The sequence below is a fragment of the Kitasatospora purpeofusca genome (genome assembly GCF_042691725.1).
In the GTDB taxonomy this organism is placed as follows: domain Bacteria; phylum Actinomycetota; class Actinomycetes; order Streptomycetales; family Streptomycetaceae; genus Kitasatospora; species Kitasatospora purpeofusca_B.
The window spans coordinates 6,489,594-6,504,811 of the sequence record NZ_CP170483.1; the positions used below are offsets into that span (position 1 = coordinate 6,489,594).

Below are 15,218 nucleotides of genomic sequence, written 5' to 3' on the forward strand. Positions count from 1 at the left end.
CGGCCCCGCGGCGGAGGTGGGGCTCGCGGCCGGCCGGCTCGCGGCTCAGGTGCCGGCGAGCGGGAGGGAGGCGGCGACCACCTGGCCCAGCGCCACCGCCCGCTCCAGCGCCTGGCGCAGCAGGTCCTCGCGCGGCTGCCGGCCCACCGTCCCGGCCGGGACGGCGTACATGGTGACCTCGCCGAGCTGGTTGGCGGCGAACCGCCAGGCGTCGGTCACCTGGAGCGGCTGGTGGGCCTGCCACCAGCCGGTGCTGCCCCCGGCCGCCGCGGGCTGGAGGATCGCGTGCAGCTTGCCCATCGCGACCAGCACGGACCAGCCGGGCAGTTGGTCCGGCGTCTTGTCGAGGTCGGTGACCGGCTGGAAGCCCGCGTCCTGGAGCAGGTCGAGGAACTCGTCCTCGCCGGTGGTGTTGCCCGGTCGGCCGACCGGCCCGGTCGGCTCGACGACCAGGGAGGCGTGGCCGGCGTCGCCGTGCAGGACCAGCCCGCAGGTGATGCCGAGAATCGCGGCCTGGCCGGGCGCGCCGGGCCGAGCGGCGGCCGGGGCGGAGGCAGCGTCCGGCGCCGGTGCGGGGGCAGGGACGGGGGCCGGCACCGGAGGCTGCGGGTGGGTGGCGGCGGCGTCCGGTCCGGCCGCCGGGGCGTCCTGGGACTGGCTGATGCTGCGGACGGCGCCGGCCAGCTGCTCCTCGGAGACCGGGACCACCTGGGAGGGGATGCAGCGGGCGTGCGCGAAGGCCAGCACCGCCGTCTCCTCGCCGACGAACAGCACGGTGCTGGTGGGCTCCTGGAACGCGTCGCCGGGGGTGCGGCAGGAGGTGCACTCGTAGCTGTCGGGCGCGTGGGCGCCGCCGAGCAGGCGGTCGGCCTCGTCGTCGCCGATCTCGGAACGGACCTCGTCGCTGACGTCGAGCATGCGCGGCACTGGGTGTCTCCTCGGTGCGGTGTCGGGGGTCGAAAGGGGTGGGCAAAGGGCCGGGTCTGTTCGAGCCGGCGGCGGGTGCTGCCCGGCCGCCCTTTCCAACGGGCCCTTGTGGCAGGGGTCACGGGTGGGGGGCCGGGGTGACGGGAATTGCCTCGGATTCGATCGCGGAGGGTGCCGGTGGCATCGCAATGTGTCGATCTCGGTGGCGGGACTGCCGAAATGGAAGTGTGAGGTGAGCCACGGCCCGTGGATGTTTGATCTAGGAAAGGAGGCCTAAAACGGACATTTAGGGCATGAATGCCAGGAGGTTACCGTCGGTAATGCCCTGCTGAGCTGGGCAGACGCGAATGTGTTTGGCTCCCCGGCAGCCGACTCGTAGCTTCTTTGGCGGTGCAACGAGCACCACCCGGGTTCACCCCCGACGCACAGCCCGCCGGTTCGCCGGTGCCGGCCGTGCCCGCCGATGCGACCGCTCGAACAGGTCGCCGGTGCGTGGCGGGTGGCCAGGGGCGGCGCGGGACGTCCGACACGTCTCCGGCCGCCCGACGGACGCGGCGAGCGATTCCAGTCCTCTTCCAGGGCTTGGTTCCGCATGCCCGCCCGGGGCTGTCGAGAGGAACCCCATGACCTTCCGTAACGAGACCGCCGCTGCCACCACCGCCGCCACCAAGCGCAACCGCGTCCGGATGGCTGTCGTGGCGGGCGCCGCTGTCGCGGCCCTGCCGGTGGCCGGCCTCGTCACGGCCACCTCGGCCTCCGCCGCCTCCGTCTCGACCTGGGACGCCGTCGCCCAGTGCGAGAGCGGCGGCAACTGGGCCATCAACACCGGCAACGGTTTCTACGGCGGTCTGCAGTTCACCTCCAGCACCTGGGCCGCCTTCGGCGGCACCGCCTACGCCCCGCAGGCCAACCTGGCCACCAAGGCGCAGCAGATCTCGGTCGCCGAGAAGGTCCTCGCCTCGCAGGGCCCGGGCGCCTGGCCCGTCTGCTCCGTCAAGGCCGGTCTGACCAAGGGCGGCGCCCCGGCCGCGGTCGACACCTCCGCGTCGGCGACCACCGCCCCCGCCGCGAAGCCGGCCGCCCCGGCCGCCACCCCGAAGCCGGCCGCGCCGAAGGCCGCCGAGGCTCCGAAGGCCGCCCCGAAGGCCGCGGAGGCCCCCAAGGCCGTCGCCGCCCCGAAGGCTGCCGTCGCCCCGAAGGCCGCCGCCGCGCCGAAGGCCGACAACGCCGCGCCGTCGGGCAAGGGCTGGGCCGCGAAGGACGCCAAGCAGGCCAACGGCTCCTACACCGTCAAGGCCGGCGACACCCTGAGCACCATCGCCGCCGCGCAGGGCGTCGACTGGCACGACCTGTACAACCAGAACGCCAAGGTCATCGGTGCCAACCCGAACCTGATCTTCCCGGGCCAGACCCTCGCCGTCTGATCCGACCGGTTCATCGGCCGCCTTCCCGCCGCACCGCGGGGAGGCGGCCGTCGGCGTGCGGGCCGCTCCGGGGCCGGGGCGGTCGTCGGGCCCGGGCGGTTGCCGGACCGTCGGCGGTTGCCGGACGATCGGCGGTTATCGGGCCCCGGGTTGTTGTCGGGTCGGGCCCGGGGCCGCTGTCGGAGGGGTGCGCGAGGATGGGGGAGTGACCCAGGGCGAGTTGTTCGGCGGCTCCCACGACGCCGCCCCCGGGCGCGGGCGCTCGGAGCCGGCGCCCGGCGCCGTGCTGCTCCCGGGCTGGCTGGACCCGGCGGCGCAGCTGCGGCTGGTCGCCGCCTGTCGCGCGTGGGCCCGCCCGCCTGCCGGGATGCACGCCGTCCGGATGCCCACCGGCGGGCTGATGTCCGTACGGATGGTCGGCCTGGGGTGGCACTGGTACCCCTACGGCTACTCCCGCACCGCCGAGGACGGCGCGCCGGTCAAGCCGTTCCCGCCCGAACTCGGCGGGCTCGCCCGGCGGGCGGTGGCCGAGGCGTACGGTGCGGCCGCCGGCGAGGTCGCGGGCGCGGCCGGCTACGCGCCGGACATCGCGATCGTCAACCACTACCCGCACGGCGCGCGGATGGGCCTGCACCAGGACCGCGACGAGCGGACGGACGCCCCGGTGGTCTCGCTGTCGCTCGGCGACTCCTGCGTCTTCCGGCTCGGCAACACCGAGACCAGGACCAGGCCGTGGACCGATCTGGAACTGCGCAGCGGGGACCTTTTGGTGTTCGGCGGTCCGGCCCGGTTCGCGTACCACGGCGTGACCCGGACCCTGCCGGGGACGGCGGACCCGGCGCTGGGGCTGACCGGGCGGCTCAACATCACCGTGCGGCAGTCGGGGCTCTGAACGCGCCCTGCCGTGCACTTGCCGGTGTGCGGTGCGCTTCGGCGCTCCGTGTTCGACCTCGTTCGAGTGAATCGGCGCCTGTGGCCCCCCGGCGGGGAATGCCCCGGCTCGCTGAGGAATTCGATTGAGCTGGAGAATTCGAGAGAACGGGTTGCGGCAGCCGGGCGGAAGACCTCCGGCCGGGCGGCGGCCCGGAGAGGACGTGTTCCATGGGTACCCCGGTCGACGATCTCGTCGCGCTGCTGGACCTCGAGCAGATCGAGCTGAACATCTTCCGCGGGCGCAGCCCCGAGGAGGCGCTGCAGCGCACGTTCGGCGGGCAGGTCGCCGGTCAGGCGCTGGTCGCGGCGGGGCGCACCGTGGACGGTGACCGGCCGGTCCACTCGCTGCACGCCTACTTCCTGCGCCCCGGCGTGCCGGGTGTGCCGATCGTCTACCAGGTGGACCGGCTGCGCGACGGCCGTTCGTTCACCACCCGCCGGGTGCTGGCGATCCAGGGCGGTCGGTCGATCTTCGCGCTGACCGCCGACTTCCACGCCCCGGAGCCGGACAGCATCGAGCACCAGTTCCCGATGCCCGCGGTGCCGGCCCCCGAGACGCTGCCCAGCGCGCTGGACGAGGTCGGCTCCCGGCTCGGCGAGCTGCCCCCGTTCATCAGCCGGCGCCAGCCCTTCGACATCCGCTACGTCGACCGGCTGCGCTGGAGCACCGAGGAGCTCGACGGAGTCGAGGCGCGCAGCGGCGTCTGGCTACGGACCAACGGCGCGCTGCCCGACGACCCGCTGATCCACGTCTGCGCGCTCACCTACGCGAGCGACATGACCCTGCTGGACGCCGTCCGCGCCCCCGTGGAGCCGCTCTGGGGCACCCGCCACTTCGACATGGCCTCGCTCGACCACGCGATGTGGTTCCACCGGCCGTTCCGGGCCGACGACTGGCTGCTCTACCAGCAGGAGTCCCCGATCGCCCACGGCGCCCGGGGCCTGGCGCGCGGGGAGATCTTCGACCGCAGCGGTCAGCTGGTGGTCTCGGTGGTGCAGGAAGGCCTGTTCCGCCGGATCAAGGGCTGAGGGGCGGATGGTGGAACGGGTGTGACCGGTGTGTTGCGCGGTATGACTGAGACATCGAGCGGTGTGACCGGAGCGTTGAGCGGTGTGACGGTCGTACGACATGATCCGGCGCGGGGGATGCCCGGGCCGGGTGTCGGATGTTCGATGGAGTGACGGAGTACGGACGGCCCGCCCGGCGGGCCCTGGAGCACTGTGGGAGGGCGAGCCGATGACGGCGACGGCCGCGGAGGAATGGAAGCACTGGAGCGATCGGCGGGCTGCGACGGTCAGCGCCCCGCACGGTCAGCTGGCGCTCACCGGCACGTACTGGCTGGAGCCCGGGCCCACGGAGATCCCCGGTCTGCCCGGGGTCTGGTGGGCCGACGCGGAGGGCGTCCGGGTCCGCGCGGCGGCGTCCGACGGCCTCGCCGTCGCGGGCTCGGCCGCTCCCGTCGACGGTGAGGTGCTGCTGCGTCCGGACACCGACCCGGCGGCGGACACCGCCTCGCTGGGCGAGGTGCTGCTGGTGCCGATCGAGCGCGAGGGTGAGCTGGCGCTGCGGGTTCTCGACCCGGAGTCGCCCCGGCGGGCCGCGTTCGCCGGGATCTCCGCCTATCCCTACGCGCCGGAGTGGGCCGTCCCCGCGGTCTTCACCCCGTTCGAGGACGAGCAGGCGCAGTCGGTCGTCGTCCCGAACGCCGACGGCAAGGAGCGCCCGCTGGCCGTCACCGGGCGGATCGAGTTCACCGTCGCCGGCGAGCACCGCACGCTGACGGTCAGCGGCTCGGCCACCGGCCTGAGCGGCGTGATCGCCGACGCCACCAGCGGCCGGGACACCTACCGGTTCCGCTTCATCACGCTGCCCGCGCCGGACGCCGACGGCCGGACGGTGCTGGACCTGAACCGCGCCTACCTGCCGCCGTGCGCCTTCGCGGACCACTTCATCTGCCCGTTCCCGCCGCCCGGCAACCGGCTGGACTTCGCGGTGGAGGCGGGCGAGAAGCAGGTCCTCACCCGGTAGCACGGGCCGGCCGGCCGGCCGACCGGCCACGGGCCACCGGGCGTTACGCGCCACACCCGCGACACCACCCCCGTCGGTACCTTCCGGTACCGGCGGGGGTTTTCGTTGACAGCCCCGGGGGAGCCTGCCACTCTAACTAAGTAGCAAGCTATCTATGTTCTAGTGTTCCCCAGGGAGGAGCGCCGCTCATGTCCACCACCACCGCCCGCGTCCGGGTCACCGGGTTCCAGAGGTTCGGCAACAAGATGCTGGAGGTCTTCCACGGGGTCGGCCTGCCGGTCGGCCCGATGCGACTGCTGAAGGTCAAGGGCCGCAAGTCCGGCCGGGAGTACACCAATCCGGTCGCCCCGGTGAAGGTCGACGGCGCGCTGTACATCCTGCAGGCGTTCCCCGGGTCGGACTGGGTGAAGAACGTCCGGGCGGCGGGGGAGGGGGTGCTGCTCCGCGGACGCAAGGCGCAGCGGGTCCAGTTGGTGGAGGTGCCGCCGCACGAGCGCGGGCCGATCGTCCGACAGTTCCCGACCCAGGTCCCGATGGGCGCGGGCATCTTCGTGAAGAACGGGGTGGTGCCGGACAAGCGCCCGGAGAGCTTCGAGCGGGCCGCGCGCGACATCCCGGTGTTCCGCGTCGTCCCGCTCTGATTCGACCCCCCCGCTTCCTGCCGTTGCCCGGGGCTGGTCACGACACCGGGCGGCGATACGCTGCACGCGGGGGTTTCGTGACGATAGGAGATTCGGATGCCCGGCCGGCCGAGCGCAGAACAGGTCGCCGCCGAGGCGGACGCCGGCCCGATGTGGCTGCGGAGCAGCGTCGCGCCGAAGCTGCACCTGACCGCGAAGTCCTGCCGGGCGTTCTTCGAGGAGCGACTCGCCGAGTCCGGCGCGACCTTCGCGGCCTGGACGGTGCTCGCCGCCCTGAAGCTGGAGGGTCCGATGATCCAGCGCGTGCTCGCCCAGTACCTGAGCATCGAGGGCCCGACGCTCTCCCGTCACCTGGAGTCGATGGAGCGGCGCGGCCTGGTCGTCCGCAAGCGCACCGGCGCCGACCGCCGGGCGGCGACCGTGGAGATCGCGCCCGGCGGCGAGGAGTTGTACAACCGGATCTCCTCCGTCGCGGTCCGCAGCCAGCAGGACATGCTCGAGGGCCTCAGCGACCAGGAGGTCGCCCAGCTCGCTACGCTCCTGGACCGGATCCTGGAGAACGTCGGCCCGCGCTGACGCCGGGCGCGCCGGCCGGGCGCGCCACCGTGGCCACCCCACCCCGGTGTCGTCGGCGCGGGCGGGCGGGGCGACGATGGGGGACTGTGTCGACCAATCATCCTGCCAATTCCGCAGCCGACGGGGACTCACCGCCCGCCCCCTCCGACGCCCTCCCCGCCGCCTCCTCCCCTTCCTCCTCTCTCCCCCCTCCCTCCTCCTCGGCCCGGTACCGGCGGCTCGCCCGCGGCGCCTTCGCCGACCTGAGCCCGCTGCGCGACCACGCCGACTACCGCCGGGTCTGGTTCGGCCAGTCCGTCTCCTCGGTCGGCCAGCAGATGACGGCCGTCGCCGTCTCCGTCCAGGTCTACGACCTGACCGGCTCCACCTTCGCCACCGGCCTGGTCGGCCTCTTCTCCCTCGTCCCGCTGGTCGCCTTCGGCCTCTACGGCGGCGCCATCGCCGACACCGCCGACCGCCGCCGCCTCGGCCTGATAGGCGCGGCCGGCCTCGCCGCCGTCTCCGCCGTCCTGGCCGCCCAGGCGCTCGCCGGCCTCGGCCTCGTCGCGATCCTCTACGCCGCCGTCGCCCTCCAGGCCGCCTTCTTCGCGCTCGCCTCCCCCGCCCGCTCGGCGATGATCCCGCGCCTCGTCCCCGCTCACCAACTCCCCGCCGCCAACGCCCTCAACACCGTCAGCATGAACCTCGGCCTCACCGTCGGCCCCATGCTCGGCGGCGTCCTCATCGGCGCCTACGGCGTCCAGGCCGCCTACCTCGTCGACACCGTCGCCTTCGGCGCCACCCTCTACGCGATGTGGCGCCTGCCCACCATGCGCCCGCTCGGCGAGCGCAAGGGCCGGGCCTCCGTCCTCGACGGCCTCCGCTTCCTGCGCGAGCAGCCCAACCTCCGCACCAGCTTCCTCGCCGACCTGGCCGCCATGATCTTCGGCATGCCGCGCGCCCTCTTCCCGGCCCTCGCCGTCACCTTCTACGGCGGCGACGCCCGCACCGTCGGCCTGCTCGCCGCCGCCCCCGCCGTCGGCGCCCTGGCCGGCGCCCTCTTCTCCGGCTGGGTCGGCCGCATCCACCGCCAGGGCGCCGCCGTCCTGGCCGCCGTGATCGCCTGGGGCCTCGCCATCGCCGCCTTCGGCCTGGTCCGCAACCTCTGGCTCGGCCTCCTCCTGCTCGCCGCCGCCGGCTGCGCCGACACCATCAGCATGATCTTCCGCAACACGATGATGCAGGTCGCCGCCCCGGACGAGATGCGCGGCCGCCTCCAGGGCGTCTTCATCGTGATCGTCGCCGGCGGCCCCCGCCTCGGCGACTTCGAGTCCGGCGCCGTCGCCTCCCTCACCAACCCGACCGTCTCCGTCGTCACCGGAGGCCTCGCCTGCGTCGCCGCCATCCTCCTCCTCGCCGCCCGCCGCCCCGCCTTCCTCCGCTACGACGCCCGCCACCCCACCCCCTGACCCCCACCCCCACAACCCTGCAGCGAGCACCCCCCGACGTGCTGTATTGTTTTCCTCGTCGCCGGGACAACCGGCCGACAAGGTCGAGAAACCCGAAGCAGAGCCCCCCAGGCTCCGCCCAGGGCCACGAGACCACGGGACGTGGCGCAGCTTGGTAGCGCACTTGACTGGGGGTCAAGGGGTCGCAGGTTCAAATCCTGTCGTCCCGACCAGCATTTCTGCAGGTCGGAAGTCACTTCTATCAAAGCGATAGGAGTGGCTTTTTCCTTTGGTGGTCGCAATGTGGTCGTGAACGCCCGTTCACATCGCCTCGCTGAGCACGTTTCCGCAGGCCTGGCCCCTCCGGCCTGGTCGTGACGGGGCATCTGTTCATTCATCCGGGAACCCGCGTGCCGTCGATCGCGGACCGGTCGCCTCTTCGGCGCGGAAATGGGCCAGGAATCGCGGGAAATAGGCATGCCGACAGAACCTGCGGCGTCATCTGCTTCGACGGGCCGCACGTTTATCGGGTGTCAGCTCTGAGCCGGGAATCCCGGCTGCTTGTCGGCCCTGGTGGCCGGAGCGGCCAGGAGCGCCGGGCCGCCCGCAGCGGTGGGGCCGTCAGGCCGCGTGGCTGAACAGCGGGTTCGGCAGGCCGACGTCGTGGGCGGGGGCGTCCGGGTCGTGCCGGGTGCGGGCTTCGACGAGGTGGAGCCTTGCCTCGATGGTGTTCACGGCGGCTCTGGCGACGTCCCAGGTCAGGTGGCTGTAGATGTTCGCGGTGGTCGACAGCGTGGAGTGCCGCAGGGTCTTGGAGATGACGGCCATGGAGACGTTGCCCTCCAGGGCGAGGGTGGCGGCGAGGTGGCGCAGGTCGTGGATGGTGACGTGGGGCAGGCCAGCCTGCTCGCGCAGCTCGTGGAAGCGCCGGCGGACGGCGGCCGGGTGGAGGGGCTGGCCGTCGGGGCCCTGGAAGACATGGCCGTTGATGCTGGCGGTGCTCCGGTCCATGGCGCGCTGAAGGGCGGCGGCGACACGCTCGGACAGGGGCACCCAGTTGCGGCTCTTCCTGGTCTTCGGCGCGGTCAGGACGAGTTCGTGGTTGTCGACCGCGGACAGGGTGTGGCGGATGTACATGACGCGGTCGTCGAGCCGTACGCACGGGCGCTGGAGGCCGAGTGCCTCGCCCTTGCGCAGGCCGGTGCCGATGATGACCTCGAAGAGGTCGGCGAAGGCGGGGTCGACGTTGCGGCAGTGGGAGAGGAAGGCGACGGCCTGCTCCGCGGTCCAGGGGACGCGTTCGTCGGGGCGGGGCCTGCGCATGGGCAGGGGCTGGGCGGCGTTGAAGGGCAGGCGGTGGGTGCGCACGGCCGTGCCGAGGGCGCTGGAGAGGGTGGCGAGGCAGTGGTAGACCGCCTGGCGTCCGCGGCCGGCTTCGAGCTGCTCGTGGGCGTAGGCGGAGATGTGGTCGTGGGCGAGCTCCTCCAGGCGCAGCTTGCCGAAGACGGGTATCAACTCGCAGAGCACGTAGGTGCGGTAGCGGGCGTAGGTGGTGGGCTTGAGCAGGAACTCCATGCCCTTGAGCCACTTGGTGAGGTAGACGGCGACCGTCTCGTGCGGGTCTGCGTCGAAGCCCAGCTTCCGGCCTTCGAGGAGACGCCGCAGCGCGCTCTCGGCGGCGAAGTCGTCCTCGAACCCGCCGCGACGTATCGTGCGCCGGCGACCGCTGAGCGAGGGAATGTCGACGGCGAACGTCCACGTACCGTGCCCCTCCTCGGCCAGGCGCGGACACGCTGCGCCGAGCTGGCGCCGGTCGGCGTCTCGGCACCCGCAGCGGCGGTAGACCCGGCCTGGCCGTCCTGACTTGCGCACTTCCCCAGCCTCCTACGGCGGTTGATCCTTGATCGGCTCGCGGAGGCTACCGGTGCAACGGGCGGGAGGGCCGTCTGCGACCACTATGCGATCACCAATGCCGAATCAGGCCTCTGACCTGCGGCTCGCGGTGAGAACCCGCGCCGGTCGTGCGGGAGGCTTCGGCTTGGCCTTTCTCGGCTGTTCGGCTGCCTGCGGAAGGGAGTGCGGACGCCCAGATTCGCTACCGTGTGTAACCAGCCTGGGATTGTGACCCAGAGGCTACGCGGGTTGCACCCGCATTGCAGGCGCTTGACGGATGGCCATGTTCAGGATATTGAGATTGGCTGACCTGGCGGGTGTGTGGTGCGGCCTTCGAGCGCCCCTCCATCCGCAGATTGGTCACATAGCGTTACTGGAGTCGTCAGATGAGCCGGTCGCGGTGGGCGGCGGCTTCGCGGACGAGCTGGGCGAAGCGCTCGCGACTGCGCCGCTGGTGCTGTTCGGCCTGTTCGTCGTCCCAGTCCTCGGCGTCGCCGAGGTCTTCGTCGTCGAGTTCGTCGTACTCGGTGTGGAGGAGCCAGCAGGCGTGGATGCCGGTGAGGAGGTCTTCGAGGAGGTCGCGGGCCGGCCGTTGGGGGTCGAGTGGGGTCAGGCGCAGTTCGACGTCGGCGAGGTCGGGCGCGTCGTCGCCGTAGTCGGCGAGGGTCTTCTCCAGGTCGTCGAGCTGCTCGCGCAGGGCATTGGGGTCGGACAGGAGGCCGTCGGTGATGCGCAGGGCGTGGCGCACGAGGCCAGTGACGGCTTCGTGTGGCGTGGCGCCGGCGTCGATGAGTCCGAGGACGAGGGTCGGGGTTTCATGGGAGGAGGGCCTCGATGTTGTCGGCCTCCTGGACGACGTCGACGGCGTCGTGTCCGGAGACGTCGGCGATGACCTCGGCCGCGGCGACGAGCCAGTGCGCCGCGGCGACGGCGGCCGCGGTGGGGTCGATCGCGGAGAACAGCTCGGCCCGGCCGAAGGGGTCCTGTTCCAGGAGTCGGTCGGCGGCTGCGACCTGGACGGGGGAGGCATCCTCACGGCTGAGCAGGACGGCCTGCTGCGCGCGGCCGGCCAGGTCGCCGAACTCGGCGTTCTCGACGGCGGCGAGCTCGGTGGCGGCCTCGGCGAGGACGACCTTGGTGAGGTCGGGGTTTCGAGCAGGCGGCTGTGGGAGACGAGCATCGAGCCGCCGCTGGGCAGGTTCGGCTTGGCGATCGCGTCAGGGACCTCGGTGAAGCGTCCGCGTTCCTGTTCGCTACGCCAGCCCTCGGAGTTGGGTTCCAGGGAGCCAGCGGCGCTGGCGGGGTGGGTGTAGGTGCGCCAGGCGGCGTCGGACAGGTGGCTGAGCGCGCGGGCCAGGCCCAGGATGAGGGAGGTATCGGCCCCGGCAGTGAGGGAGGCCACTTGGGTGGCGAGGTCGCCCTTGCCGGTCGGGGTCGATGCTGTAGCGGGTCACGAATCCGTACCTACAGGACTGCCGTCGTGTCCGTCGCTCTGCTGTGCCCCATCCTGGCCTACGTCGAGCACAGCTTCGGACAGGTCGCTGGCGTGGTGTTCAACGACCATGCCACCGTCACCGGGGCCTGAGCCAACCACGGCGGTGGCCAACCCTATTGCCTCCGGAGTTTACTCAGGTCCGTGCAGACACTTGCCGCAGCCATGTGCCGGGCCAGAACCGCGACGGCTCCGCCATCGGATAGGCCCACTTGAACGGTTCCCTGCCCTGACCCGTCGTCCGCTCGCTTGTCGACCACCTCGGCTGGTCCAGGCGTCGCCGCCCCTGCAATCCCGCCCAAAGGAGGGCATCAACCATCTGCAAGCCATGCATTTGGCGAGCATGAGTGCGAAGCCGAAGACCAAGCGGCCGCCGCGATGCAGCAGGGAGCCGAGGCTGCTGTGTGTCGCGGCGGCGCCGGATCCGCCCTGGGCTCAGGGCTGATCGATGTGGAAGCTCCCTGTGACGCCCTCGATCTGCGGCTTGGCCAGCATGGCCGCCGTCAGCATGAAGTAGCCCTTGTGCGGGTCGTCCTGGGATTCGGTCCCGATGACCTGGATGACGTGCATCGGGATCTTCCCCTGGCTATCCGTCACGGCGATGAACCGCCGACTTCCGTCATCGAAGACGGCCAGGTCGTTACTGAGCTCGATGAGCAGCTCGACCCCCTCGACCCCTTTGCTTGACTCGTCTACCAGCGTCGGAGAGTCGGGCGCGAACTTGTCGCCGACGTGGACCTTTTGGACTCCGACAGCCCAGTTGTTCCCGGGCAGTAGCTTCTTTGCCATGAATTGCACGCTTTCTACTAGTTTTGCCATATGGCTGCATGCATGATTACCCGCTGAGCCGACAGCGCACTCGGAACCGTCCGAGTGACGTTCCGGGCGCCGCTCACTGGTCTAGACGCAATACCGGTGATTTAGGGCGCGTATTTGGTTGTGATCAATGGATGGTGCTGGTGAGGTCCTTGATCCAGATCATCGCGCCGCGACGGTGGAGGCCGGCGAGGTAGCTCGCAGGGGTTTTGTCGCAGCGGGTGGCGATGCCTCGCCAGGCCTTCAGCTTGTTGATCAGGCGCTCGACGGTGTTGCGCTCTTTGTAGAGCTCGGCGTCGTGGCCGACGGGCCGCCCGCCCCTGCTGCCCTTCTTCTTCCGGTGGGCGACCTGGTCCCGCTTCTCCGGGATGACGGCCTTGATACGGCGGCCACGCAGGTGGGCGCGGTTGCCGCGGGACGAGTAGGCCTTGTCCCCGGCGACCGCGTCGGGTCGGGTGCGGGGGCGGCCGACGGGCCCACGGACACGGACCTTCTTCAGCACGGGGATGAACTGCGGACTGTCGGCCGCCTGCCCCTCGGTCAGGACGAATGCCAACGGACGGCACTTGCGATCACCTGCGACGTGGACCTTGCTGGTCTGCCCGCCCCTGGAGCGTCCGAGCAGGGCTTCCTTCAGGCGGAGTCTGCGCCGCCGTCGGATGCGTCGCCGTTCTTCCCGTTCTGCGTCGTCGACGGCATCCTGCCCGGCCTGTCCTTCCGGGCCGCCCCCTTTTGCCGGGCGTTCTCCGCTTCGTCGGCGGCCTTCCCCAGGGCGGTCAGCGTGTCGGGGTCGAGGTGCATCCCAGCGGCATCGTGGTGGGCTCGGACAGTCGTGGAATCCACGCCGACCAGGGACAAGTCCACCTCACCGCGCTTCGCGGCCTCGGCGATCACACCTTCCAGCAGCGCCTCGAAGACGCCGGCGTCACGCCACTGACGGAAGCGGTTCGAGACGGTCGACCAGGCACCGAACTCCTGCGGCATCTCCCGCCACTGCGCGCTCGTCCTGAAGCGCCAGATCACACCCTCGAACTGCTGCCGCAGCCGCTCCGGGTACGGGCCGTACTCGCCGATCGGCAAGTACGGCCCGATGAACTCCCACTCCGCATCCGACAGTTGCGCTCGCGTCACGCAGCATGGTCTACCGGATCAGGACCTGCCCACGCAGGCGAATCACCCAAATTGATCACAACCAGATACGGGCCCTAGGGCCTGCAGAGCATTAACTCGCTGTTTTGATCTTTGCGAGGAGGGCGATGCCCTGAGCTGCGGCGAGGTCGTGGAGGGCGTCCAGGTCGGCAAGCCGGGGTCCCGTGGGGTCGATCGTGTGCCCGGTAGTCTGGAGGAGCTGGCGGACGTCGCGGATGCGCCGGTTGACGGTTTCGGGCGTGACCTGGAAGAGCCGGGCGACGGCGACTTGCGGGAGGCCGTGTCGCTGGTGGAGCAGGACGGCCAGGAGACGGTCGGCGAGGGTGAGGACCGGGCAGCGGCCGGTGGTGCCATCGCCCTTGATACAGGGCCGGCAGCCGCGCCGCAGGTCGAGCTGGCCCTCGCGCTGGGCGTCATGGAGGGACAGGAGCCGGGTGATCAGGGTGTCCCACTCGGCTGCGGTGAGCCCGGTGAGCGCTGGGTGCCGGAGCCAGGCAAGGTCGGGGCTGGGCTGGTCGAAGGGGTCCGGGGCTTCGTTGATCTCGGCGTAGGACTCGGGCCGCAGCGTGTAGTTCCAGTCACCGTGCCAGGTGTGCCAGTCCAGCGGCAGGGCGTCCATCTGTCGGTCGCCGACGGTCATGCCGGTGGGGTAGGCGCCGGTGTCGAGTTCGGCGTGGACGGTCAGGCCGGTGCGGGTGGTGGTCGCGGCGATGCTATTCACGACCACTTCGTGGCTGGTCAGCGGCCTGCCGCGCCAGTTCATCGTGATGTGCGAGAACAGCCGATGTTCGACCTTGTTCCACTTCGAAGTAGCGGGCGGAAAGTGACACACGGTGATCTCCAGGCCGGTTTCCAGGGCCAGGGCGGCGAGTTCCGTCTTCCAGGCGGGGTGCGGTAGCCGTTGGAGCCGCCGGCGTCGGCGGTGATCAGCAGCCGGGACGCGGCCAGGTAGTCGAGGCTGCCGCGGCTCTTCCACCAGCGGCGGATCGACTCGACCGCGAACGCGGCGGTGTCGTGGTCGGTGCCGACGCTGACCCATCCGGTGTTGGCGGCCAAGTCGTAGACGCCGTAAGGGATCGCCTTGCCGAGTTGCTGGTCCGGGAAGTCGTGGGTGGACACCTCGACCGGCTGGCCGGCGCGTTCCCACTCGCGGCCGCCATTCTTGTAGGGGCCGACGAGTTCCTTTTTCTTCGTGTCCACGCTGATCACCGGATCGCCGCCGGCCTGGTGTGCCTTGGCCTGCTCGTTGATGTAGTTGAACTGGGCGTCGCGGTCCGGGTGTTGCCGGCCCTCGATGGTCTTGGCGTTGGCCTGCGGGCTGAAGCCCTCCTCGCGCAGCAGGTCGCCGACCGTGTCGGCCGAGACGCGATGTCCCCTGGCGGTCAACTCGACCGCCAGGGCACGGGTCGACTTGCAGGTCCACCGCAGTGGCGACATCGGATCCCCACGCTCGTTCGGCTCCACCAATGCCAGCATCGCGTCCCGCAGGCCGGGATCCAGGTCGGCGACCCGCTTGCGGCCACCGCCCGGCCGCCTCGCCCGGCCCAGCGGCGGATCGCCGGAATCCAGCTCGCCCACCCCCAACGACACCGTCGCCTCACGGACTCCGGCGGCCCGGGCGACCAGCCTGATCCCGCCGTGACCGATCGACCTCGCCTCTGCGCCCAACAACAGACGGCGCTGCCGCTCATCCAGATGCGGCAGGATCGTCTCGAACTTCGCTGCCAGCATGGCTTGTTGCTCACTCGGAGTGCCCTTACCACATCAACGAACTCAAAACCCGGAAGCTACGGGTTAATGCTCTGCGGGCCCTAACTGAACGGCGTTGGTACTAGTGCCGTAGGCGCCGGCAAAGAAGCGGTCCCGGCGCCAGATTGAGGTTTTCCCGAGATACGGAAGGTTGCCGGAGGC

General features: G+C 71.2%; 12 protein-coding genes, 1 tRNA gene and 2 pseudogenes. 9 read left to right on the forward strand and 6 right to left on the reverse strand.

Annotated features, from left to right (window positions below; all coding sequences use genetic code 11):
• Positions 1-45: 45 nt before the first annotated feature.
• Positions 46-927: a hypothetical protein gene (locus ACFCLZ_RS28075; RefSeq protein WP_380280414.1), complete on the reverse strand. Its 882-nt coding sequence runs from the start codon at positions 925-927 to the stop codon at positions 46-48.
• Between the two features lie 623 nt (positions 928-1,550).
• On the opposite strand from ACFCLZ_RS28075, the gene ACFCLZ_RS28080 reads away from it, so the two are divergent.
• The 8 genes from ACFCLZ_RS28080 to ACFCLZ_RS28115 all read left to right on the forward strand — a co-directional run bounded on the left by ACFCLZ_RS28080 (position 1,551) and on the right by ACFCLZ_RS28115 (position 8,190).
• Entirely contained in the window at positions 1,551-2,351 is an 801-nt protein-coding gene (locus tag ACFCLZ_RS28080; protein ID WP_380280416.1) for a transglycosylase family protein, read from the forward strand.
• A gap of 205 nt (positions 2,352-2,556) precedes the next feature.
• Positions 2,557-3,243 (forward strand): alpha-ketoglutarate-dependent dioxygenase AlkB family protein, encoded by a 687-nt coding sequence (locus ACFCLZ_RS28085; RefSeq protein WP_380280418.1) that lies wholly within the window; start codon positions 2,557-2,559, stop codon positions 3,241-3,243.
• A 209-nt stretch (positions 3,244-3,452) separates the two neighbouring features.
• Positions 3,453-4,313 (forward strand): acyl-CoA thioesterase II, encoded by an 861-nt coding sequence (gene tesB / locus ACFCLZ_RS28090; RefSeq protein ID WP_380280420.1) that lies wholly within the window; start codon positions 3,453-3,455, stop codon positions 4,311-4,313.
• A 208-nt stretch (positions 4,314-4,521) separates the two neighbouring features.
• Positions 4,522-5,313, forward strand: a complete 792-nt coding sequence (locus ACFCLZ_RS28095) for a DUF1684 domain-containing protein (protein ID WP_380280421.1) — start codon at positions 4,522-4,524, stop codon at positions 5,311-5,313.
• Between the two features lie 188 nt (positions 5,314-5,501).
• Positions 5,502-5,954, forward strand: coding sequence for a nitroreductase family deazaflavin-dependent oxidoreductase (locus ACFCLZ_RS28100; RefSeq protein WP_380280422.1), 453 nt, complete (start codon positions 5,502-5,504; stop codon positions 5,952-5,954).
• 96 nt (positions 5,955-6,050) lie between these two features.
• Complete coding sequence (locus ACFCLZ_RS28105) at positions 6,051-6,530, forward strand: MarR family winged helix-turn-helix transcriptional regulator (protein ID WP_380280424.1); 480 nt, start codon at positions 6,051-6,053, stop codon at positions 6,528-6,530.
• A gap of 86 nt (positions 6,531-6,616) precedes the next feature.
• Entirely contained in the window at positions 6,617-7,978 is a 1,362-nt protein-coding gene (locus ACFCLZ_RS28110; RefSeq protein WP_380280426.1) for an MFS transporter, read from the forward strand.
• 135 nt (positions 7,979-8,113) lie between these two features.
• A tRNA-Pro gene (locus ACFCLZ_RS28115) sits at positions 8,114-8,190 on the forward strand.
• Positions 8,191-8,578: 388 nt separating this feature from the next.
• On the opposite strand, the gene ACFCLZ_RS28120 is transcribed toward ACFCLZ_RS28115, so the two are convergent.
• Both ACFCLZ_RS28120 and ACFCLZ_RS28125 read right to left on the reverse strand, forming a co-directional pair.
• Complete coding sequence (locus ACFCLZ_RS28120) at positions 8,579-9,829, reverse strand: tyrosine-type recombinase/integrase (protein WP_380280428.1); 1,251 nt, start codon at positions 9,827-9,829, stop codon at positions 8,579-8,581.
• Between the two features lie 403 nt (positions 9,830-10,232).
• Positions 10,233-10,598: a hypothetical protein gene (locus ACFCLZ_RS28125; protein ID WP_380280430.1), complete on the reverse strand. Its 366-nt coding sequence runs from the start codon at positions 10,596-10,598 to the stop codon at positions 10,233-10,235.
• Between the two features lie 40 nt (positions 10,599-10,638).
• Between ACFCLZ_RS28125 and ACFCLZ_RS28130 the strand changes: the two genes are divergently transcribed.
• Entirely contained in the window at positions 10,639-11,163 is a 525-nt protein-coding gene (locus ACFCLZ_RS28130) for a hypothetical protein (protein WP_380280432.1), read from the forward strand.
• A 614-nt stretch (positions 11,164-11,777) separates the two neighbouring features.
• Here the strand turns inward: ACFCLZ_RS28130 and ACFCLZ_RS28135 are convergent.
• From ACFCLZ_RS28135 to ACFCLZ_RS28145, 3 genes and pseudogenes are all read right to left on the reverse strand, one after another.
• On the reverse strand, positions 11,778-12,131 hold the full coding sequence (locus ACFCLZ_RS28135) for a hypothetical protein (protein WP_380280433.1): 354 nt from the start codon (positions 12,129-12,131) through the stop codon (positions 11,778-11,780).
• Between the two features lie 154 nt (positions 12,132-12,285).
• Positions 12,286-13,289, reverse strand: a pseudogene (locus tag ACFCLZ_RS28140) (IS5 family transposase).
• A gap of 91 nt (positions 13,290-13,380) precedes the next feature.
• Positions 13,381-15,038, reverse strand: a pseudogene (locus tag ACFCLZ_RS28145) (ISAzo13 family transposase).
• Positions 15,039-15,218: the final 180 nt, after the last annotated feature.